This window comes from Sphingopyxis sp. YF1, from assembly GCF_022701295.1.
GTDB lineage: Bacteria > Pseudomonadota > Alphaproteobacteria > Sphingomonadales > Sphingomonadaceae > Sphingopyxis.
Map to the genome: position 1 here is coordinate 2894516 of NZ_CP033204.1, position 15353 is coordinate 2909868.

Consider the following 15353-nt stretch of genomic DNA (forward strand, 5'->3'; position numbering starts at 1 on the left):
CCGCCCCTGCCGCATGCGCCCACCGGGGAGAAGGCGCGCGCGGCATGATCGAAACCCGTCAGTCGTGCTTCTGCTCGAGCTCGGCGATCGCCCGGTCGAGGTCGGCGGCGACCTTCGCGCGCATCGCGTCGGACATCTGCCGCCCCGCCTGCGCTTCGGAAAACTGCGCCCGCGCCTTCTTCAGCGCCGACAGCTGCGCCGTACGGTCGCCCGGCGCGCCGCAGCGGATCATCATCACGCGGCTGTGCCTGGCGCCATCCTTGTCGTCGCGATCGACCAGCGGCACCGGCACCGCCCCCTTGCCGCAATGCGCGACGCTAAGCGCCTTGCCGTCGCCCGGCGACCAGCTCATGGGCGGGATCGGGGGCATCGGGGGGATGGGCGCCAGAGCGGTGCGAAAGCTTTCCTTGCGCTTCGCCTCGAGCTTGTCGGCAATCGCTTCGGCCTGGGCGCCGGCGATGCCCTGTTCCTTCAACGTCGCAAGGATGTCGTCGCGCGACAGGCTGCCCGGCATGCGGAATTCGAACCGCTTCGCCCCGGCCTCCCCCGGCGCAACCATCGTGACATGCGCCGGCGTCTCGCCGTCGCGCTCGCGGATCATGATGCTCCGCACTTCACGGCGCTTGCCATGCCTGGCGGCGTCGGTGCCCGCGCCGTCGTCGTTCGAGGTAAAGATCATCACGCCATGGCCATCGCCGATCGCGTCGGGCGCGGCGGGGGCTTCGGGCGGCGGCGGTGCGTCGGGCGCGGCCGGGGGAGCGGGCGGTGCCGGCGGCGGCGGCGGTGCGGGCAGGTCGCTGTCCTGCACGCTCGCGCTCGCGATCCCGGCGGGCACCAGCGTCGCGGTCGTCGCGAGCACCGCAAGCGCCGTGCCGCCGACGAGCAGCCGGCCGACCAGCCCGCGCTCCTTCGAAATATCCTGCTGCATCAGCATCGTCAGTCTCTCCTGCAGATTGTCGTGGACCGCCATCGGCGCCGCGAGCGACAGCCGCGATCCGACCGCCGCCTTCGCGATCGCGGTGGCGTAGCGCGCGGTGCGCACATCGCGCGGCGCGACGTCGCTCATCGTCAGCACGCGCGCATCGCACGCCGCCTCCTGGTCGAAACGGAAGGCGCGGATGGCGCGCCAGGCGAAGGGGTTGAACCATTGCACCGCGAGCAGAAGCAGCGCCGCGCTGTTCGCCCACAAGTCGCCGTGGCGGTGATGCGCCAGCTCGTGGTCGATCGCCAGCGCGCGCTCCTCGGCGACATAGCGCGCAAAGAAATCGCGCGGCACCGCGACATAGCGATGCCACAGGCCAAAGGCGACCGGGCCGTCGACCGCCTCGCTCATCACCAGCCGGATCGTGCCGATCGGTTCGAGCGCGACCGCGCCCGTCAGCACCGCCCGCCGGAAACGCTGGTGCGACAGCGTCGCCGTCGCGATCACCGCGACCAGCCCCGCCGCCCACAGCGCGAACAGCCACGGCAGCAGGTCGGCGAACGACCAGAGCGGCGCCGCCTGCGAAACCGGCAGCGCGGGGGTGCCGGTGCCCGCCGCCCCGGCCATGTCGACCAGCACGATATCGGCCACCGGCGCCGCGGCCTGAGGGGCAACGGGCTCGGCAAAGGGCAGCGGCGGCAGCACCAGCCGCAACGCGGGCACCGCCCACAGCGCATAGGTCAGCCGCGGTCCGAAATGGCGCGCAAAGGGCTTGCGGATCAGCAGGACCGCGAGGACGAGCAGCGCGGTGGTGACGAGCGTGTCGGCCCACGCCTGAAAGAGCATCGCGGCGCTCATGACTTGAGCTTCCGGAGCAGCGCCTCGATCTCGGCGATGTCGCTGTCGGTCAGCGCCTCGCGTTCGGCGAGGTGCGCGATCATCGGGCTCACCCGGCCGCCGAACAGCCGGTCGACGAAGCGCTGCGATTCCTCGCCGACCGCCTCGGCGCGTTCGACCGCGGGACGGTACAGGTAGCGCCGCCCTTCGGCCTCGGCGGCGACCGCGCCCTTCTGGACGAGGCGCGCGAGCAGGGTCTTGACCGTGGCGAGCGTCCAGCCGTTCGCGGTGCCGACGCTTTCCGCAAGCTCGGCCGCGGTCTGCGGGGATTCGTCCCACAGCGCGGTCAGGACCTGCATCTCGGATTCGCTTGCGCGTTCAGCCATGACGGAACCCCTCCCTCGGCTTGTGTCTGCAATACGACTACAGATGTAGTCAATAGACTGAACGCTTGCTGAACGGAACGAAAGGAGGAGGAGCGGCGGGGCGATGCTTCGGCCCCCCGCCCGCACCCCGCCCGCACCAGGCCGACGGCACGGGCGGGCCCTGTCGGGATTTTTGACACCCGCGCGGCGCGGTAAGGAATCGCTAACCAGCCGAGGCCGCACAAAAGCACGGCGGCCCGAATCTGGCACGCGCCTTGTATGATCATCGATGTTCCCGAGTGTTCCGCTCACTGGAGCGGCAGGAGGCATCGGTCTGGTCCCCGATGCCTCCTGTCCCCACCCGGGAAATCCCCACTTGCCCCCGAAGCAGACGGGGGGCGGAGCGGCCGCAAGGCCCCGCCCCCCGGACGCCTCCTCCCTCCCCTCGATGGCGGCCGCACCGGCGCCGCGATGCCCGGCCGCCCGATGCGCCCCCGCACCCCCGTTTCCGCATCGGGTGGCAAGCGATTTATTTTGCTTCGCGCCGTTCGGCGCCGACCGTATCGGCGAAGCCCGCGGAAAGCCGTCGATCGGGTCCGCGAAGCGTGCCTCGCGAACGACGAAACGAATCGGAAGAGCGACGAGTCGAGTCCTCAATCTGTCATTTACTCTCTTGCATCGCCGCGCCGACGTGGCACTATAGGTGGTGGGTCGACCGCAGGGGGCACCCCAATAATTTGTATTTGGCTGGAAGTGGCGGATTTCCGTCGCCCATCGCATATGGGCACGGGAAAACCCTGCTTGCGCCCAAAAATAACTGCCCCGGCGACGGGTTTAGATGCTAGGATCGGGGCTTCGCCCTGAGTCGAACAAGACAGGAACAAAACGCGCCGCGCGCGCGTTCGGAACGAGGGCGATCGAGATGGATTTTCGCGAGACGGAACGGGTGGAGACAGGCGACGTGGCGACGGTGGAATTGACGAAGAACGAGGCTCCGGCGAGCACCGAATCGACGCCCGATTCGGGTCCCGCGGTGAAGCTCAACGATTCGGGCGAGCCCAAGGTGCACGCGCGCCGCTTCGCGATCGTCACCGACAAGAGCCGCGACGCGCTGCTCACCGATTTCGGCAAGGAAACGCTCGAAGACCGTTATCTGCTCCCCGGCGAATCCTATCAGGATCTCTTCGCGCGCGTCGCCGACGCCTATGCCGACGATCAGGATCACGCGCAGCGCCTCTACGACTATATCTCGAAGCTGTGGTTCATGCCCGCCACCCCCGTTCTCTCGAACGGCGGCACCGGCCGCGGCCTCCCGATCTCCTGCTACCTGAACTCGGTCGACGACAGCCTCGAGGGCATCGTCGGCACGTGGAACGAGAATGTCTGGCTCGCCTCGCGCGGCGGCGGTATCGGTACCTATTGGGGCGCGGTGCGCGGCATCGGCGAACCCGTCGGTTTGAACGGCAAGACCAGCGGTATCATTCCCTTCGTCCGGGTGATGGACAGCCTCACCCTCGCGATTTCGCAGGGCAGCCTCCGCCGCGGTTCGGCCGCCTGCTATCTCGACATCTCGCACCCCGAGATCGAGGAATTCCTCGAGGTCCGCAAACCCTCGGGCGACTTCAACCGCAAGGCGCTCAACCTCCACCACGGCGTCCTCATCACCGACGAGTTCATGGAAGCCGTCCGCGACGGCAAGGAATTCGACCTCCGCTCGCCGAAGGACCAGAGCGTCCGCGGCACCGTCGACGCGCGCGGGCTGTTCCAGAAGCTCGTCGAGACGCGCCTCGCGACCGGCGAGCCGTACATCATCTTCATCGACCAGGTGAACCGCATGATGCCCAAGCATCATCGCGACCTCGGACTCAAGGTCACCACCTCGAACCTCTGCTCGGAAATCACGCTGCCGACCGGCCGCGACCATCTCGGCAACGATCGCACCGCGGTCTGCTGCCTTTCGTCGCTCAACCTTGAAACCTGGGACGAGTGGAACGGCGACAAGCGTTTCATCGAGGATGTGATGCGCATGCTCGACAACGTCCTCCAGGACTATATCGACCGCGCCCCGCCCGAAATGGCGCGCGCCAAGTACAGCGCGAGCCGCGAACGCTCGGTCGGCCTCGGCGTGATGGGCTTCCACAGCTTCCTGCAGGCGCGCGGCCTGCCCTTCGAGGGCGCGATGGCGAAATCGTCGAACCTCCGCGTCTTCAAGCATATCCGCGCGCAGGTCGACGCGGCCTCGATGCTGCTCGCCAACGAGCGCGGCCCGTGCCCCGACGCCGCCGATCAGGGCGTGATGGAGCGCTTCAGCTGCAAGATGGCGATCGCGCCGACCGCGTCGATCAGCATCATCTGCGGCGGCACCAGCGCGTGCATCGAGCCGATCCCCGCGAACATCTACACGCACAAGACGCTCTCGGGCAGCTTCTCGATCCGCAACCCGCACCTCGAAGCGCTGCTCGTCGACAAGGCGAAGAACAGCGACGCGGTGTGGAACTCGATCCTCGAACGCGGCGGCAGCGTCCAGCACCTCGACTTCCTGACGCAGGACGAGAAGGACTGCTACAAGACGAGCTTCGAGATCGACCAGCGCTGGCTGCTCGAACTCGCCGCCGACCGCACGCCGTATATCGATCAGGCGGCGTCGCTGAACCTGTTCATCCCCGCCGACGTCGAGAAATGGGACCTGCTCATGCTCCACTACCGCGCGTGGGAACTCGGCATCAAATCGCTCTATTATCTCCGCTCGAAATCGGTGCAGCGCGCCGGCTTCGCGGGCGGGGTCGAGGCCGACAACACGCCCGAAGCCGCGAAGTTCGAACTCAGCGCCGAGAGCACCGATTACGACGAGTGTCTGGCCTGTCAGTGACGCTCCCGCCGCGTGCCCCCCGGCGAAAGCCGGGGCCCAGCGCGCAGTAACGCAACATCCGACTGGACCCCGGCTTTCGCCGGGGCACACCACCCGAGACAAGACCCGAGGATAAGCCGATGTCCCTTCTCGAAGCCCGCAAGACCTACAAGCCCTTCGAATATCCGTGGGCGTTCGATTTCTGGAAGCGCCAGCAGCAGATCCACTGGGTTCCCGAGGAAGTGCCGCTGGGCGAGGATTGCCGCGACTGGGCGCAGAAGATCAGCGACCACGAGCGCAACCTGCTCACCCAGATCTTCCGCTTCTTCACCCAGGCCGACATCGAGGTGCAGGATTGCTACCACGAAAAATACGGCCGCGTGTTCAAGCCGACCGAGATCAAGATGATGCTGACCGCGTTCAGCAACATGGAAACGGTGCACATCGCGGCGTACAGCCACCTGCTCGACACGATCGGCATGCCCGAGAGCGAATATGGCATGTTCCTCGAATATGACGAGATGCGCGCCAAGCACGACTATATGGGCACCTTCGGCGTCGACAGCGACGAGGATATCGCGCGCACGCTCGCGATGTTCGGCGGCTTTACCGAGGGGCTCCAGCTCTTTGCCAGCTTCGCGATGCTGATGAACTTCCCGCGCTTCAACAAGATGAAGGGCATGGGCCAGATCGTCAGCTGGTCGATCCGCGACGAAAGCCTCCACTGCGAAGGCATCATCAAGCTGTTCCACACCTTCGTGAAGGAACGCGGCTGCCTGACCAAGGCGGTGAAGGAAGACATCATCGACACCTGCCAGAAGACGGTGCGGCTCGAGGATGCGTTCATCGACCTCGCCTTCGAACAGGGCCCGGTCCCCGGCATGACGCCCAAAGAGATCAAGCGCTACATCCGCTACATCGCCGACTGGCGCCTCGGCCAGCTCGGTTTCCAGCCGATCTACATGATCGAGGAACACCCGCTCCCCTGGCTCGCCCCGCTCCTCAACGGCGTCGAGCACGCCAACTTCTTCGAAACGCGCGCGACCGAGTATAGCAAGGGCGCGACGCGCGGCGACTGGAACACCGTCTGGTCGAGCTTCGACAACCGCAAGAAGGCGAAAGCCAACGACGACGGCGCCGCGGCGCCCGACGCCGATGGCGACGGCGAGGACATGTTCGCCAAGGCCGGCATCGCCGCGGAGTAACCCGCCCTCCAAAACCCCTCCCCTTCAGGGGAGGGGCAGCGAGACTTGGTGGCTATGCCACCTAGTCGCAGCGGGGTGGGCCTCCAACGTCAGCGCGACAGGCCCACGCCCGACAACAGGATAAGACCACCCAAATGACCGACAAGAAACCCAAGCTCAAACTGCTGGTCCTCAGCCAGCCCCAGCGCGCGACCCTCGAAGGCCTCTCGAACCGCCGCCCCCAACTCCCCACCGACCCCGTCCGCGACGAGCTCGTCACGCTTGGCCTCGTCGTCAAGCAGGGCGCCAAATGGGCGCTGACCCTGACGGGCAAGAAGGTCCTCGCGGCAGGATCGAACCGGCGGAACTCGGGCGGGTTTTCGGTTTGAGTGAAAATCGCGTCCAAATTATGCACTTAGCGAGGTAAACTCAATGCCATTAGAGTTTTCTCACAATTGCCCTTATTGCAAAACTGATAAGATTGGCTTTACCAGTCGTTATGATTGGAAAATTCCAAACACTTCAAGCCAAAAATTTATATTGACGACATGCAATGGATGCCATGGCGGAGTCATTTTTCTTTTTGGTTTAAGCAACCACACATCCGACTACGACTTCAACAAGGCCAGTGGTAATTTGGAATTCAATGGCTTGCGACCGATAAAATCTTGGCCTCAGACCGCCCACAACGACGTCCCGGAAGACATACCCGCCCAGTTGTCGGGGCTTTTGTCTCAAGCAGTCAAATGCCTTCGACAGGGCGCATGGGATGCGGCGGGGATGACCTTCAGAAAAGTGATAGACATATCTACAAAGTTGCTAGACCCATCTCTTTCAAAGAAGATGCTTGCCTCCCGTATAGACGAATTAGAAAAATCGGGAAAACTGACACCCGACATTAAAGCTTGGGCACACGAGATACGGCTTGACGGCAACGAAGCCGCGCATGAGGATGACCCATTTACCAAGGATCAAGCAGAAGCTCTTAGCTCATTTGTTGATGCCTATCTCAGGTATATCTATTCCTTGCCAAAAATGGTCGAAAGAAGTCGCGAAAGGCGTAACTTAGGCCAAGGCCAATCAACCTAAAGAAGTACGCGCAATAGTTTGGCAAACCGCATGGATGCCGGATCAAGTCCGGCATGACGATCCGAAGAGTATTCTCTATTCCAACCCAACCTTCGTCACCCCGGACTTGATCCGGGGTCCATCGCCGCCCTAGCCTCCACCCCATGCACGCCGACTTCCAGCCCTGCGCCTATATCATGGCCAGCGCGCGACACGGAACGCTCTACGCGGGCGTCACCTCGCACCTGATCCAGCGCATCTGCCAGCACCGCGACGGCAGCTTCGACGGCTTCACCAAACGTTATAGCGTCAAGACGCTGGTGTGGTTCGAACTCGCCGGCACGATGCACGCCGCGATCACGCGCGAAAAGCAGATCAAGAACTGGCAGCGCAAGTGGAAGATCGATTTGATCGAGGCAGCGAACCCGGATTGGCGCGACTTGGCCGAGGAACTTGGCCTGCCGCCGCTCGGCACGTGACGCCGACCCTCTGCCCCTCCCGCATTCGTCATGCCGGACTTGATCCGGCATCCACTCCAGCGCGTACCACATGGCCCCCGGATCAAAGCGAACGAGGCACGCGCCTCGTTCGCGGGCGACGCAAGAGGGGTCGCGCTTCGCGTCTTCGCGCGAAACCCGATTACCGCGATCCTGGCGCGCGCCCCGCCCCCCAGGCGAAGCGCCGGCCCCCCGCCCGAACGCCTCGCCCCCGGCCGGTCGCCCTCGCCTACAGCCCGATATTCGCGGTCGGCAGATAGCTCATTTCCCAGTCGCCGCCGTCGCGTTCGAAACGCAGGATGGTGCCGTCGATCGACCACATCAGCGCGCCGTCGCCCCGGCCGCCGCCGCCGCCCAGCATTCCGCCGACCGCGTTCATCGCGGTCGCGCCGCCCAGCTCGCCCAGGCCGCCGTCGCCGCCGAGCAGACCGCCCGCGCCCTGCGGCACACCCGCCGCACCCAGCGCCTGGTTGACGACTCCGCCGGTGATCCGCCCGAGCAGCCCGCCGCCGCCGCCCGATCCGCCCGCCTCGCCATCGATCCTGTGCGCCGGCCGACCATATTTGCCGATCAGCGCGCTATACAGCCTGTCGGCGCATTTCTTGTCCTCGCCCGTCACCACGACGCTGTCGACGACCCCCGCGTCGAGCATCACCCGAACCTCGCTCTTACACCCCCGGATCGGCTCATATTTCTTGATCTCGACATATTTCGACTTGCGGTTGGCCTTGGGGTACAGCCTCATCACCTCCTTGACGGTCATCCCCGCTTCGACATTCTGCCACAGCGGGGCAGCCGTCGCCGGGGTGGCGATGAAGGTTGCGGTTGCCAGCAGGATCAACTTCTTCACGATATCAAACTCCATGGGATCGCGCCGGGGCGCAGCCGGCAGCACGGGGCGCCGGGTGGTGGAAACAGCGGCTGTCCGGGGACTGCCGCAAGGCAACAGGAAAATGGAGGGGACGCGCCGCGATCACGCGGCAGCCGCGAAGGCGCGCCGGCGTCCGGCCGGGCCAGCCCGTCCTCTTAAAAACTATATGCTACAGATATTTAGACCCTCCAACCCCGGGCGGGGACATAGACTCCGCCCCGGACCTGTCAAGCATGGTCGTCCCGCATCGCGCCGCGCCGCCCGCGCGAAGCGGGCCAGGCGCCGGGATCGCCGCCGCTTGCCTGTCCTCGCCGCCCAATACCGGGTCCGGGATGACGAAGCGGGGGAGCCCACGCCCCCCCTCCCTCAATTCATCGCCGACCCCGCCGGAAACCCGCGCACCCCCGCGACCGCGAACATCACCCCGCCGCGCACCGCTTCGGGCGAATCTTCGAGCATGTAGAGCGGCGCCAGCGCGCGCGTGACCTCGCTGTCGTCGTCGACGACCAGCCGCAGCGACGCGATGCCGATCCCGTTCCTGGCCACCACCACGTCGCGGATCAGCGCCAGCGGCCAGCTTTCGCTGCCGCGATAGAGCAGCGACCCGTCGTGGCGGATATGGCTGGCCCGCCGCCGCCACAGCCGCCGGAAATGGACGACCCCCGCCAGCGCCGCCGCGATCAGCACCGTCACCGCCGGATTGCCCGCGACGACGGCGCGCAGCACCTCGGCCGCGCCGTCGTCCCACGCGCCGCTGGCCTGCCGCACCGCCAGCCCCGCCGCGGCGAGGCCGCACAGCAATTGCCCCGCCAGCAGCGGCTTTGCGCGCAGCCGGCCGATCACCACCATCTTGCGTTCCCAATGTTTCATCGCCGCGCACGATAGCAGCGCGGCGGCGCGGCGCCAGCACCGCGTGACGGCGCCCCGCCCCGCACGCGCGGCGAAAGCCCTCGACGGCGCGATTTTCATGCTATGCTCACGCGCGAAAGGAGACTCGCCATGCACGCCGTGACCGAAGGCGACCGCCGCAAGGAAATCCGCGTCCTTCTCCACCAGATTCAGGCGCACCCCGAACGCGACTGGAGCGCGGCCCGCCGCCGCCTCGCCACCCTCACCAAACTCGTCGCGCGCCCGAAACCGCACTGACACGCCCATCCGGTTGATTGAACCGGAACGGGGCGATTGGAACTTGTGGATTCGCCGGCCCATGGCATTCTTTGGCCGTGCGCGCGTCAACATATATCTATGGCTTGATCTACCCCGCTTTCCTCGGGACGTTTCTCGTTTCGGCCCTGTCTCTCCCTGTCGGCGACTGCGTCACGTTCGGGATCATAATTGCAGCTCTGCTCTATTTTATCGCGCAATATGGCGAGGGCGCGACCGCAGCTCAGCGGAATAAAACGGGCGATGGCGACGCGTTCGGCTGGCCGGAGATGCTATGCGAACTTTTCGAGATCTGCGTCATGACAATGGCTTTTGGGGCATTGGGTTTGTTCGAACGCCCCCCAGGCTCCCTTGCAAATGCCGTCTTCGCCGATCCGTCGCTCGAACGCCACTGGTGCTGGCTCGCGATTGCCTTCCTGCACCCCCCAATCTCCCGCATCTTTCTGTCCTCGCGCGGGCGGTCATGGGCGCAGCGCAACGGATCGCTCAGGGCAAACAGACTCCTTGTTGGTCTTTCGGGCATCGCCGCCGCCGGAGCCGTCATCGGCGGTTGTGGCTTTCCCCGTGCCGGCCTCGCTCTGATCAGCGTGTCTCTCTTCTTCTATTTCGTTTTGTTCATTCTCTGCCCTGCGTGCGGCGAGGGGCCGAAAACAGCCGCCTGATCAGCACCCTTCGGCCGGAACAGGCATTCGTCGCGCCGCTGCGCCGTCCCGCCGCGCACCGGGCAACGCGCGCGTCGCCGCCCGGTTTCTCTCCCGACCATCCTCGGGAGAACAGCCATGCGGACCATCCTCACCCTCACCGCTACGGGCGCCATCGTCGCCGCGATGCCCGCCTTCGCCCAATTCGGGGTCGATGTCGGCGCCCAGGCCGGCGCGCGCGTCGGGGTCGATCCGGCGGGCACCGTTGGCGGCGTCACCGGCCGCCTCGGCACCACGGTCGACCGGCTCGACGGCGCCGCCGACCGCGCGATCGACGCCACCGACCTCAGCCCCGCCACCCGCGACCATGTCCGCACCGGCGCCGAGCTTCGCGATTCGAGCGGCCATTCCGTCGGCACGGTCCAGAGCCTCGACGGCGACATCGCGATCGTGGTGCGCGGCGGCAAGCTGTACAATGTGCCGCTATCCGCCATCTATCACGATGCCAGCGGCCGGGTGAAAGGCCTCGTCACCAAATTGCCGCGCGCCGATTTCAAGGCGCGCGCCGCCGGCGGCGTGGCGATCGACTGAGCGCGCGCCGACGGCGGCCGCCCCGCCTCCCCGGCCCGGCCCGGCCCGGTCCTGCGTGCCTATCGCGCGGGCGTGCCGGGGAAGCCGGGGCCGGCGACCACATTGATCTCGCGGCTGCCGCCCATCGGGATCACGCTGCGCCCGAACCACACATAGCGCGCGGTCGGTGCGTCGAGGTCGCGGTCGTAGCGCGCCGTGGCCGCCGCGCGGTCATAGCCCATCCAGCCCAGTGTCGCGGGAAAGATCTGGCTCGCTGAATGCCCCGCGCGCGGCGCCGCGGCATAGCGCGCCGCCTGCGCGGGCGGCAGGAAGGCGAGCAGCGGCACGCGAAACTCGTCGGCGACCGGCGCGTGGCTGCAATGCGGCAGTGCCCCCGGCGCCAGATTCTGGCCGTGGTCCGACGTATAGACGATCGCGACCGCGTCGCGGTCGACCCCGGCGAGCAGTGCCTCGAAAAAGCCGCGCTTCGACCAGCTCAGCGCGGTGTCATATTGCCGCGGCACCGGACTGTCGTCGGGAATGGTGCCCGCGGGATAATGGTCGCGATACTGGAAATGGACACCGCGCAGCACCGCCAGAGTAAAGCTCTTGCCCGGCTCTTTCATCTTCCGGTTCAGATATCCGGCGATGCGCAAATCGGTGTCGATCCCGCCCGCCATCGGGTGCAGTTCGTCGATCAGCGCCGCTTCGGGCGCGAGCAGCAGGTTCTGCGGCGCGCCCACCGCCTGCCCGTCGATCAGCCGGGTGCGATATCCGGCGCGCCGCGCATAGCCCCAGATCGACGGCGTTCGCCGCAAGTCGGTGCGCCTTCCGACGTTCAGCACATCGACGCCCGAGCGCAGCGCGACCTGCGCCGGCGCGCTGCAATTGCCCAGCGCCGCCGCGGTTCCGAAATCGCTGTGCGGCACCTTCGCCAGCATCGGCGCCACGAGCCGCCCGAACGGCGCCGCCGCAACGCTCTCGTCGACCAGCCAGACGATATGCCGCGGCGCCCCCGCGGTGTCGGGAACCGCCGTCACCGCATCGCGCGGCGGTGGCGGCGCCGCGGTCGCCAGTTCCCACGCCAGCCCGTAGAGATTGCGTTCGGCGCCCTCGGGCCAGCGTTCGAGCGGCCGGATCAGCAGCGCCGGCAGCACCAGCGCCGCCACCGCCGCGATCCTCCAGCCGCGCCCCGCGGGCACCAGCGCCGATCGCCGCAGCGCGTGCCGCGCCGCCGCGAACAGCGCCACCGCGGCGACGCTCTGCGCGAGCGCGAACAGCAACGGACCCGCGAATTCGCCCGCGGCATTGCCGGCCTGCCGCGCCTCCGCGATCAGCCAGGCGAGCGATCCGGCGCCGAGCAGTTCGCCGACAAGTCCGCTATATCCGATATTGACGAGGATCGACGCGCCCGCGAGCCCCAGCAGCACCAGCATCCAGCGCCGCGGCAGCCAGACCAGCGCCGCCAGCAGCCCCGCGCCCTGCGCCGCGAGCGTGGCAAAGGCGCGCGCCGCATTCTGCGGATCGCCCGCCGCGAGCCGGTACGCAACATCATGCGTCAGCTGGAACCGGTTGGCGACCGCATAGCCGAACGCGAACAGCAGCAGCCCGGCGGCGATCCACATCGCCCCCGCCCCGCGGCGCCGCCCCGCCATTCTCCTCGCCCCTTCGCGTGCCATTGGGCGAAGAGGTTAAGCGAAACATGTTGAGAAATCACGAAATGAAGCGGCCGCACGCCAGCCCCGCTGCAGCGCGGGCGACGCCGCGCGGCCCGCCCGCCGTTATTCGGCTTCCTCGAACAGGCCAGCCGCATTGGCGGCGGTCGCCGACAGCCGCACCGTATCGCCCTCGACGGCGGCGACGAGCCCCGCGGGGAGATAATGATGCCTGGCGCCCGCACCGTCGCCCGCCTGCGGGCTGTCGGCCTTGGTCAGCTTGATGCGCTCGCCGTCGAGCCGGTCGACGGTGCCGATATGGACGCCGTCGGCGCCGACGACATTCATATCTTCCTTGATCGCGCTATGGTCATGCTCGGCCATCATCCGTCTCCTCGACATCGGTTTCCCCGCCGCGCGCCGTGACGACTCCACGGCAGCGACAGCGATCATACGCGACGGCGCGGCTTTCGATCCACAGCATCGACGATCCGCCCCAAAGTCGCGCCGCTTCCCAAGCCCGTGGCGGCGCGCTAGCCTGCCGCGATGCACCTTTTCCGTCCTTTCGCCGCCCTCCTCCTTCTCGCCGCGCCGCTTCCCGCCCTCGCCTGCTCGGTCGCGCCGGGTTACCGCGTGCCGACCAACATGCAGCTCGCGGCCGATGCCGAGCTGATCCTGCTTGCCACGGTGTCCGGCGGCACGACCGATCCCCGGCGCCCCGACGACATGGCGATCACGCTCGCGCCGGTGGCGGCGCTCAAGGGGGCCGTGCCCGACCGCCCGCTGACCCTGCCATTCATGCTCGCGAACGGCGGCGACACGCTGCTCAGCAATCCCTACGACCTTGAAAGCGCGCATCCGCAAAGCTTCGCGGGCGCGTGCGTTCGCTACGCCTTTCCGCTCGGCACGCGCGCGCTCTTCTTCCTGAAACACCGCGAGGGCGGCGGCTGGACGAGCGCAGGCGGCGCCTTTTCGCGCTGGGCCGAGGATGTCCTGACCGACGAGGCACCCTGGCTCCGGGCGGTGCGCTTCTATCTCGAGGTCGAGGCGCTGCCCGAGGCCGACCGGCACGCGGCGCTGGTCGCGCGTCGCGATGAATGGCGCGCCCTGACGGACGATCCTGTCGCACAACTGCTCGCGGATGACATCGACCGCCAGCTCGCCGGACCGAACAAGCCGCTGCGCGAGGAACTGCCGACGATTGACGACAATGGACCGGCCACGGACGCCGGGCAGGCGAACTGACACACCAGCCAATAGTCATCGCGCCCGCCTGCCACCCCCTTGCCGAAATCCAGACGAGCCCGGTCGGCATGCGAACAGGCGAACAAGGATATCCTGCCGCGGCGCCATTTTGACCGAAGTCAATGCGTGGCAGCGCTCGCCGGGCAATGCACGGACATCACGGCCGCCAAAGGAGCACCGCCATGTCCGATCATCTTCTTCAGACACCCGTCCTGATCTTTGCCTTCATGATGCTGTCGTTCCTCGTCATTCTGGGACCGATCGCCGCGGGCGACCTGATCCGGTCGCGCAAGGATTGATGTACCGCGACGCGTGCTCCGCGCCGGACAAGCTGCGGTGTCCCGCAGTTCCGGCCGGAGCCGCCACGATTGAAACCGGCGGCCGCTAGGGTGCGCCGCGGGGCTCGTCGTCCTCGATCCCGGCCTCGCCGAGTTCGCCCTCCTCGTCGTCGTCGCTACGCTCGCCGCGATAGGCGTCCATGTCGATCCGACCCGACCGCTCCATCTGGTGCATATGGTCGACCAGATCCTGGACATCATCGCCTTCGCCGTGCGCAGCGGGCTTTTCGCTGTCCTCGAGCCGCCGCCCTGCTCGTGCATCCCCGGCTACGGTCTGCGCCTGTGCGTCTTCGTCCTGCTGCTCGCGGTTCAGCGCTTCGGGGGCATCGTCGTTCGCCGGGATGGGCTTGGCGGTCATGGCCGGGACTCCTTTTGCGGAATAGCCAGGCAACGCGCCGCGGGGCGCCTCCGTTCCTCAGGCCGCGTCGGCCAATATTTTTCGTTCGATCACCCGGATGAAAACCTCCGGGTCCTGGGCGCCCGGTACCAGCATTCGCCCGCCGAGGATGAAGGCCGGCACCCCGGTGACATTCTGGTCGGCCCAATAGCGCTCTTCGGTCCTTACCATCTCGCCGAACTCGTCGCCCGCGAGGATTGCCGCCGCGCGCGCGCGATCGAGCCCGACCGACGCCGCGACATCGGCGAGCACGGCGGGATCGCTCACGTCGCGGCCGTCCGTAAAATGCGCGGTGAACAGCGCCAGCTTCAAGGCGGTCTGCACGCCCGTTGCCGCGGTCTGTTCGGGATCTTCGATCGCTCCCGCCCAGGTCAGCAGGCGGTGCGCATCGAAACTGTTGCGCATCCGAAAATCGGGGCCGCGATTGAAGGCAAAGCCCAGTTCATCTGCGATCCCTGCCATCCGGCCGCTGTTGGCGCGGCTCTGTTCGGCGCTGATGCCATATTTGCGCATCACATGGCTCGCGGCATCTTCGCCCTCGCGCGGCATATCGGGGTTGAGCTCGAAAGGGTGCCACTGGACGCGAAAGGCGATCCGGCCCTCGAAATGCTCCATGACCTTGCGGAACTTCAGCCAGCCGATGATGCACCAGGGGCACATCACGTCGGACACGATATCGACGCTGAGACGGGGAATCGGGGAACTGGTCATGACGCGCCTTTCCGGCGCGACCGCAAAGCCGGCCGCGGAT

Annotated in this window: 17 protein-coding genes; 9 read left to right on the plus strand and 8 right to left on the minus strand. The window is 66.9% G+C overall.

Translation table 11 applies throughout. The annotated features are described in order from the left end of the window. Window positions 1–58: 58 nt before the first annotated feature. Window positions 59–1780: a M56 family metallopeptidase gene (locus EAO27_RS14115; protein WP_242770805.1), complete on the minus strand. Its 1722-nt coding sequence runs from the start codon at window positions 1778–1780 to the stop codon at window positions 59–61. Beyond that, entirely contained in the window at window positions 1777–2145 is a 369-nt protein-coding gene (locus EAO27_RS14120) for a BlaI/MecI/CopY family transcriptional regulator (RefSeq protein ID WP_242770806.1), read from the minus strand. Before EAO27_RS14120 ends, EAO27_RS14115 begins: the two co-directional genes overlap by 4 nt. A 901-nt stretch (window positions 2146–3046) precedes the next feature. Between EAO27_RS14120 and EAO27_RS14125 the strand changes: the two genes are divergently transcribed. From EAO27_RS14125 to EAO27_RS14145, 5 genes are all read left to right on the plus strand, one after another. Continuing rightward, on the plus strand, window positions 3047–4993 hold the full coding sequence (locus tag EAO27_RS14125) for a ribonucleoside-diphosphate reductase subunit alpha (protein WP_242770807.1): 1947 nt from the start codon (window positions 3047–3049) through the stop codon (window positions 4991–4993). Window positions 4994–5112: 119 nt separating this feature from the next. Next, window positions 5113–6177 carry a ribonucleotide-diphosphate reductase subunit beta gene (locus tag EAO27_RS14130; protein ID WP_242770808.1) on the plus strand — a complete coding sequence of 355 codons (1065 nt, stop codon included), beginning with the start codon at window positions 5113–5115 and terminating at the stop codon, window positions 6175–6177. A gap of 134 nt (window positions 6178–6311) precedes the next feature. After that, a complete protein-coding gene (locus tag EAO27_RS14135) occupies window positions 6312–6545 on the plus strand; it encodes a hypothetical protein (protein ID WP_242770809.1) in 234 nt (77 codons plus the stop codon). Window positions 6546–6588: 43 nt separating this feature from the next. Then, window positions 6589–7245 (plus strand): DUF4145 domain-containing protein, encoded by a 657-nt coding sequence (locus EAO27_RS14140; protein ID WP_242770810.1) that lies wholly within the window; start codon window positions 6589–6591, stop codon window positions 7243–7245. 143 nt (window positions 7246–7388) lie between these two features. After that, window positions 7389–7703: a GIY-YIG nuclease family protein gene (locus EAO27_RS14145; RefSeq protein ID WP_242770811.1), complete on the plus strand. Its 315-nt coding sequence runs from the start codon at window positions 7389–7391 to the stop codon at window positions 7701–7703. Window positions 7704–7950: 247 nt separating this feature from the next. On the opposite strand, the gene EAO27_RS20935 is transcribed toward EAO27_RS14145, so the two are convergent. Both EAO27_RS20935 and EAO27_RS14155 read right to left on the minus strand, forming a co-directional pair. Beyond that, a complete protein-coding gene (locus tag EAO27_RS20935; protein ID WP_278190099.1) occupies window positions 7951–8571 on the minus strand; it encodes a hypothetical protein in 621 nt (206 codons plus the stop codon). Window positions 8572–8958: 387 nt separating this feature from the next. Next, window positions 8959–9462, minus strand: a complete 504-nt coding sequence (locus EAO27_RS14155) for a hypothetical protein (protein ID WP_242770812.1) — start codon at window positions 9460–9462, stop codon at window positions 8959–8961. Window positions 9463–9591: 129 nt separating this feature from the next. Here EAO27_RS14155 and EAO27_RS14160 point away from each other — a divergent pair, with 129 nt between their 5' ends. From EAO27_RS14160 to EAO27_RS14170, 3 genes are all read left to right on the plus strand, one after another. After that, window positions 9592–9738 (plus strand): hypothetical protein, encoded by a 147-nt coding sequence (locus EAO27_RS14160; RefSeq protein WP_242770813.1) that lies wholly within the window; start codon window positions 9592–9594, stop codon window positions 9736–9738. A gap of 104 nt (window positions 9739–9842) precedes the next feature. Beyond that, window positions 9843–10418: a hypothetical protein gene (locus EAO27_RS14165; protein WP_242770815.1), complete on the plus strand. Its 576-nt coding sequence runs from the start codon at window positions 9843–9845 to the stop codon at window positions 10416–10418. 117 nt (window positions 10419–10535) lie between these two features. Next, window positions 10536–10988: a hypothetical protein gene (locus EAO27_RS14170; protein ID WP_242770817.1), complete on the plus strand. Its 453-nt coding sequence runs from the start codon at window positions 10536–10538 to the stop codon at window positions 10986–10988. 59 nt (window positions 10989–11047) lie between these two features. On the opposite strand, the gene EAO27_RS14175 is transcribed toward EAO27_RS14170, so the two are convergent. Together EAO27_RS14175 and EAO27_RS14180 are read right to left on the minus strand one after the other, a co-directional pair. Further along, window positions 11048–12622 carry a sulfatase-like hydrolase/transferase gene (locus EAO27_RS14175; protein WP_242770819.1) on the minus strand — a complete coding sequence of 525 codons (1575 nt, stop codon included), beginning with the start codon at window positions 12620–12622 and terminating at the stop codon, window positions 11048–11050. A gap of 126 nt (window positions 12623–12748) precedes the next feature. Further along, window positions 12749–13006: a DUF2171 domain-containing protein gene (locus EAO27_RS14180; RefSeq protein ID WP_242780594.1), complete on the minus strand. Its 258-nt coding sequence runs from the start codon at window positions 13004–13006 to the stop codon at window positions 12749–12751. Between the two features lie 162 nt (window positions 13007–13168). On the opposite strand from EAO27_RS14180, the gene EAO27_RS14185 reads away from it, so the two are divergent. Continuing rightward, complete coding sequence (locus tag EAO27_RS14185) at window positions 13169–13867, plus strand: hypothetical protein (RefSeq protein ID WP_242770821.1); 699 nt, start codon at window positions 13169–13171, stop codon at window positions 13865–13867. Between the two features lie 384 nt (window positions 13868–14251). Here the strand turns inward: EAO27_RS14185 and EAO27_RS14190 are convergent, their stop codons facing one another. Both EAO27_RS14190 and EAO27_RS14195 read right to left on the minus strand, forming a co-directional pair. Continuing rightward, window positions 14252–14563 (minus strand): hypothetical protein, encoded by a 312-nt coding sequence (locus EAO27_RS14190; protein ID WP_242770822.1) that lies wholly within the window; start codon window positions 14561–14563, stop codon window positions 14252–14254. Between the two features lie 57 nt (window positions 14564–14620). Then, window positions 14621–15313 carry a DsbA family oxidoreductase gene (locus EAO27_RS14195; protein ID WP_242770823.1) on the minus strand — a complete coding sequence of 231 codons (693 nt, stop codon included), beginning with the start codon at window positions 15311–15313 and terminating at the stop codon, window positions 14621–14623. Window positions 15314–15353: the final 40 nt, after the last annotated feature.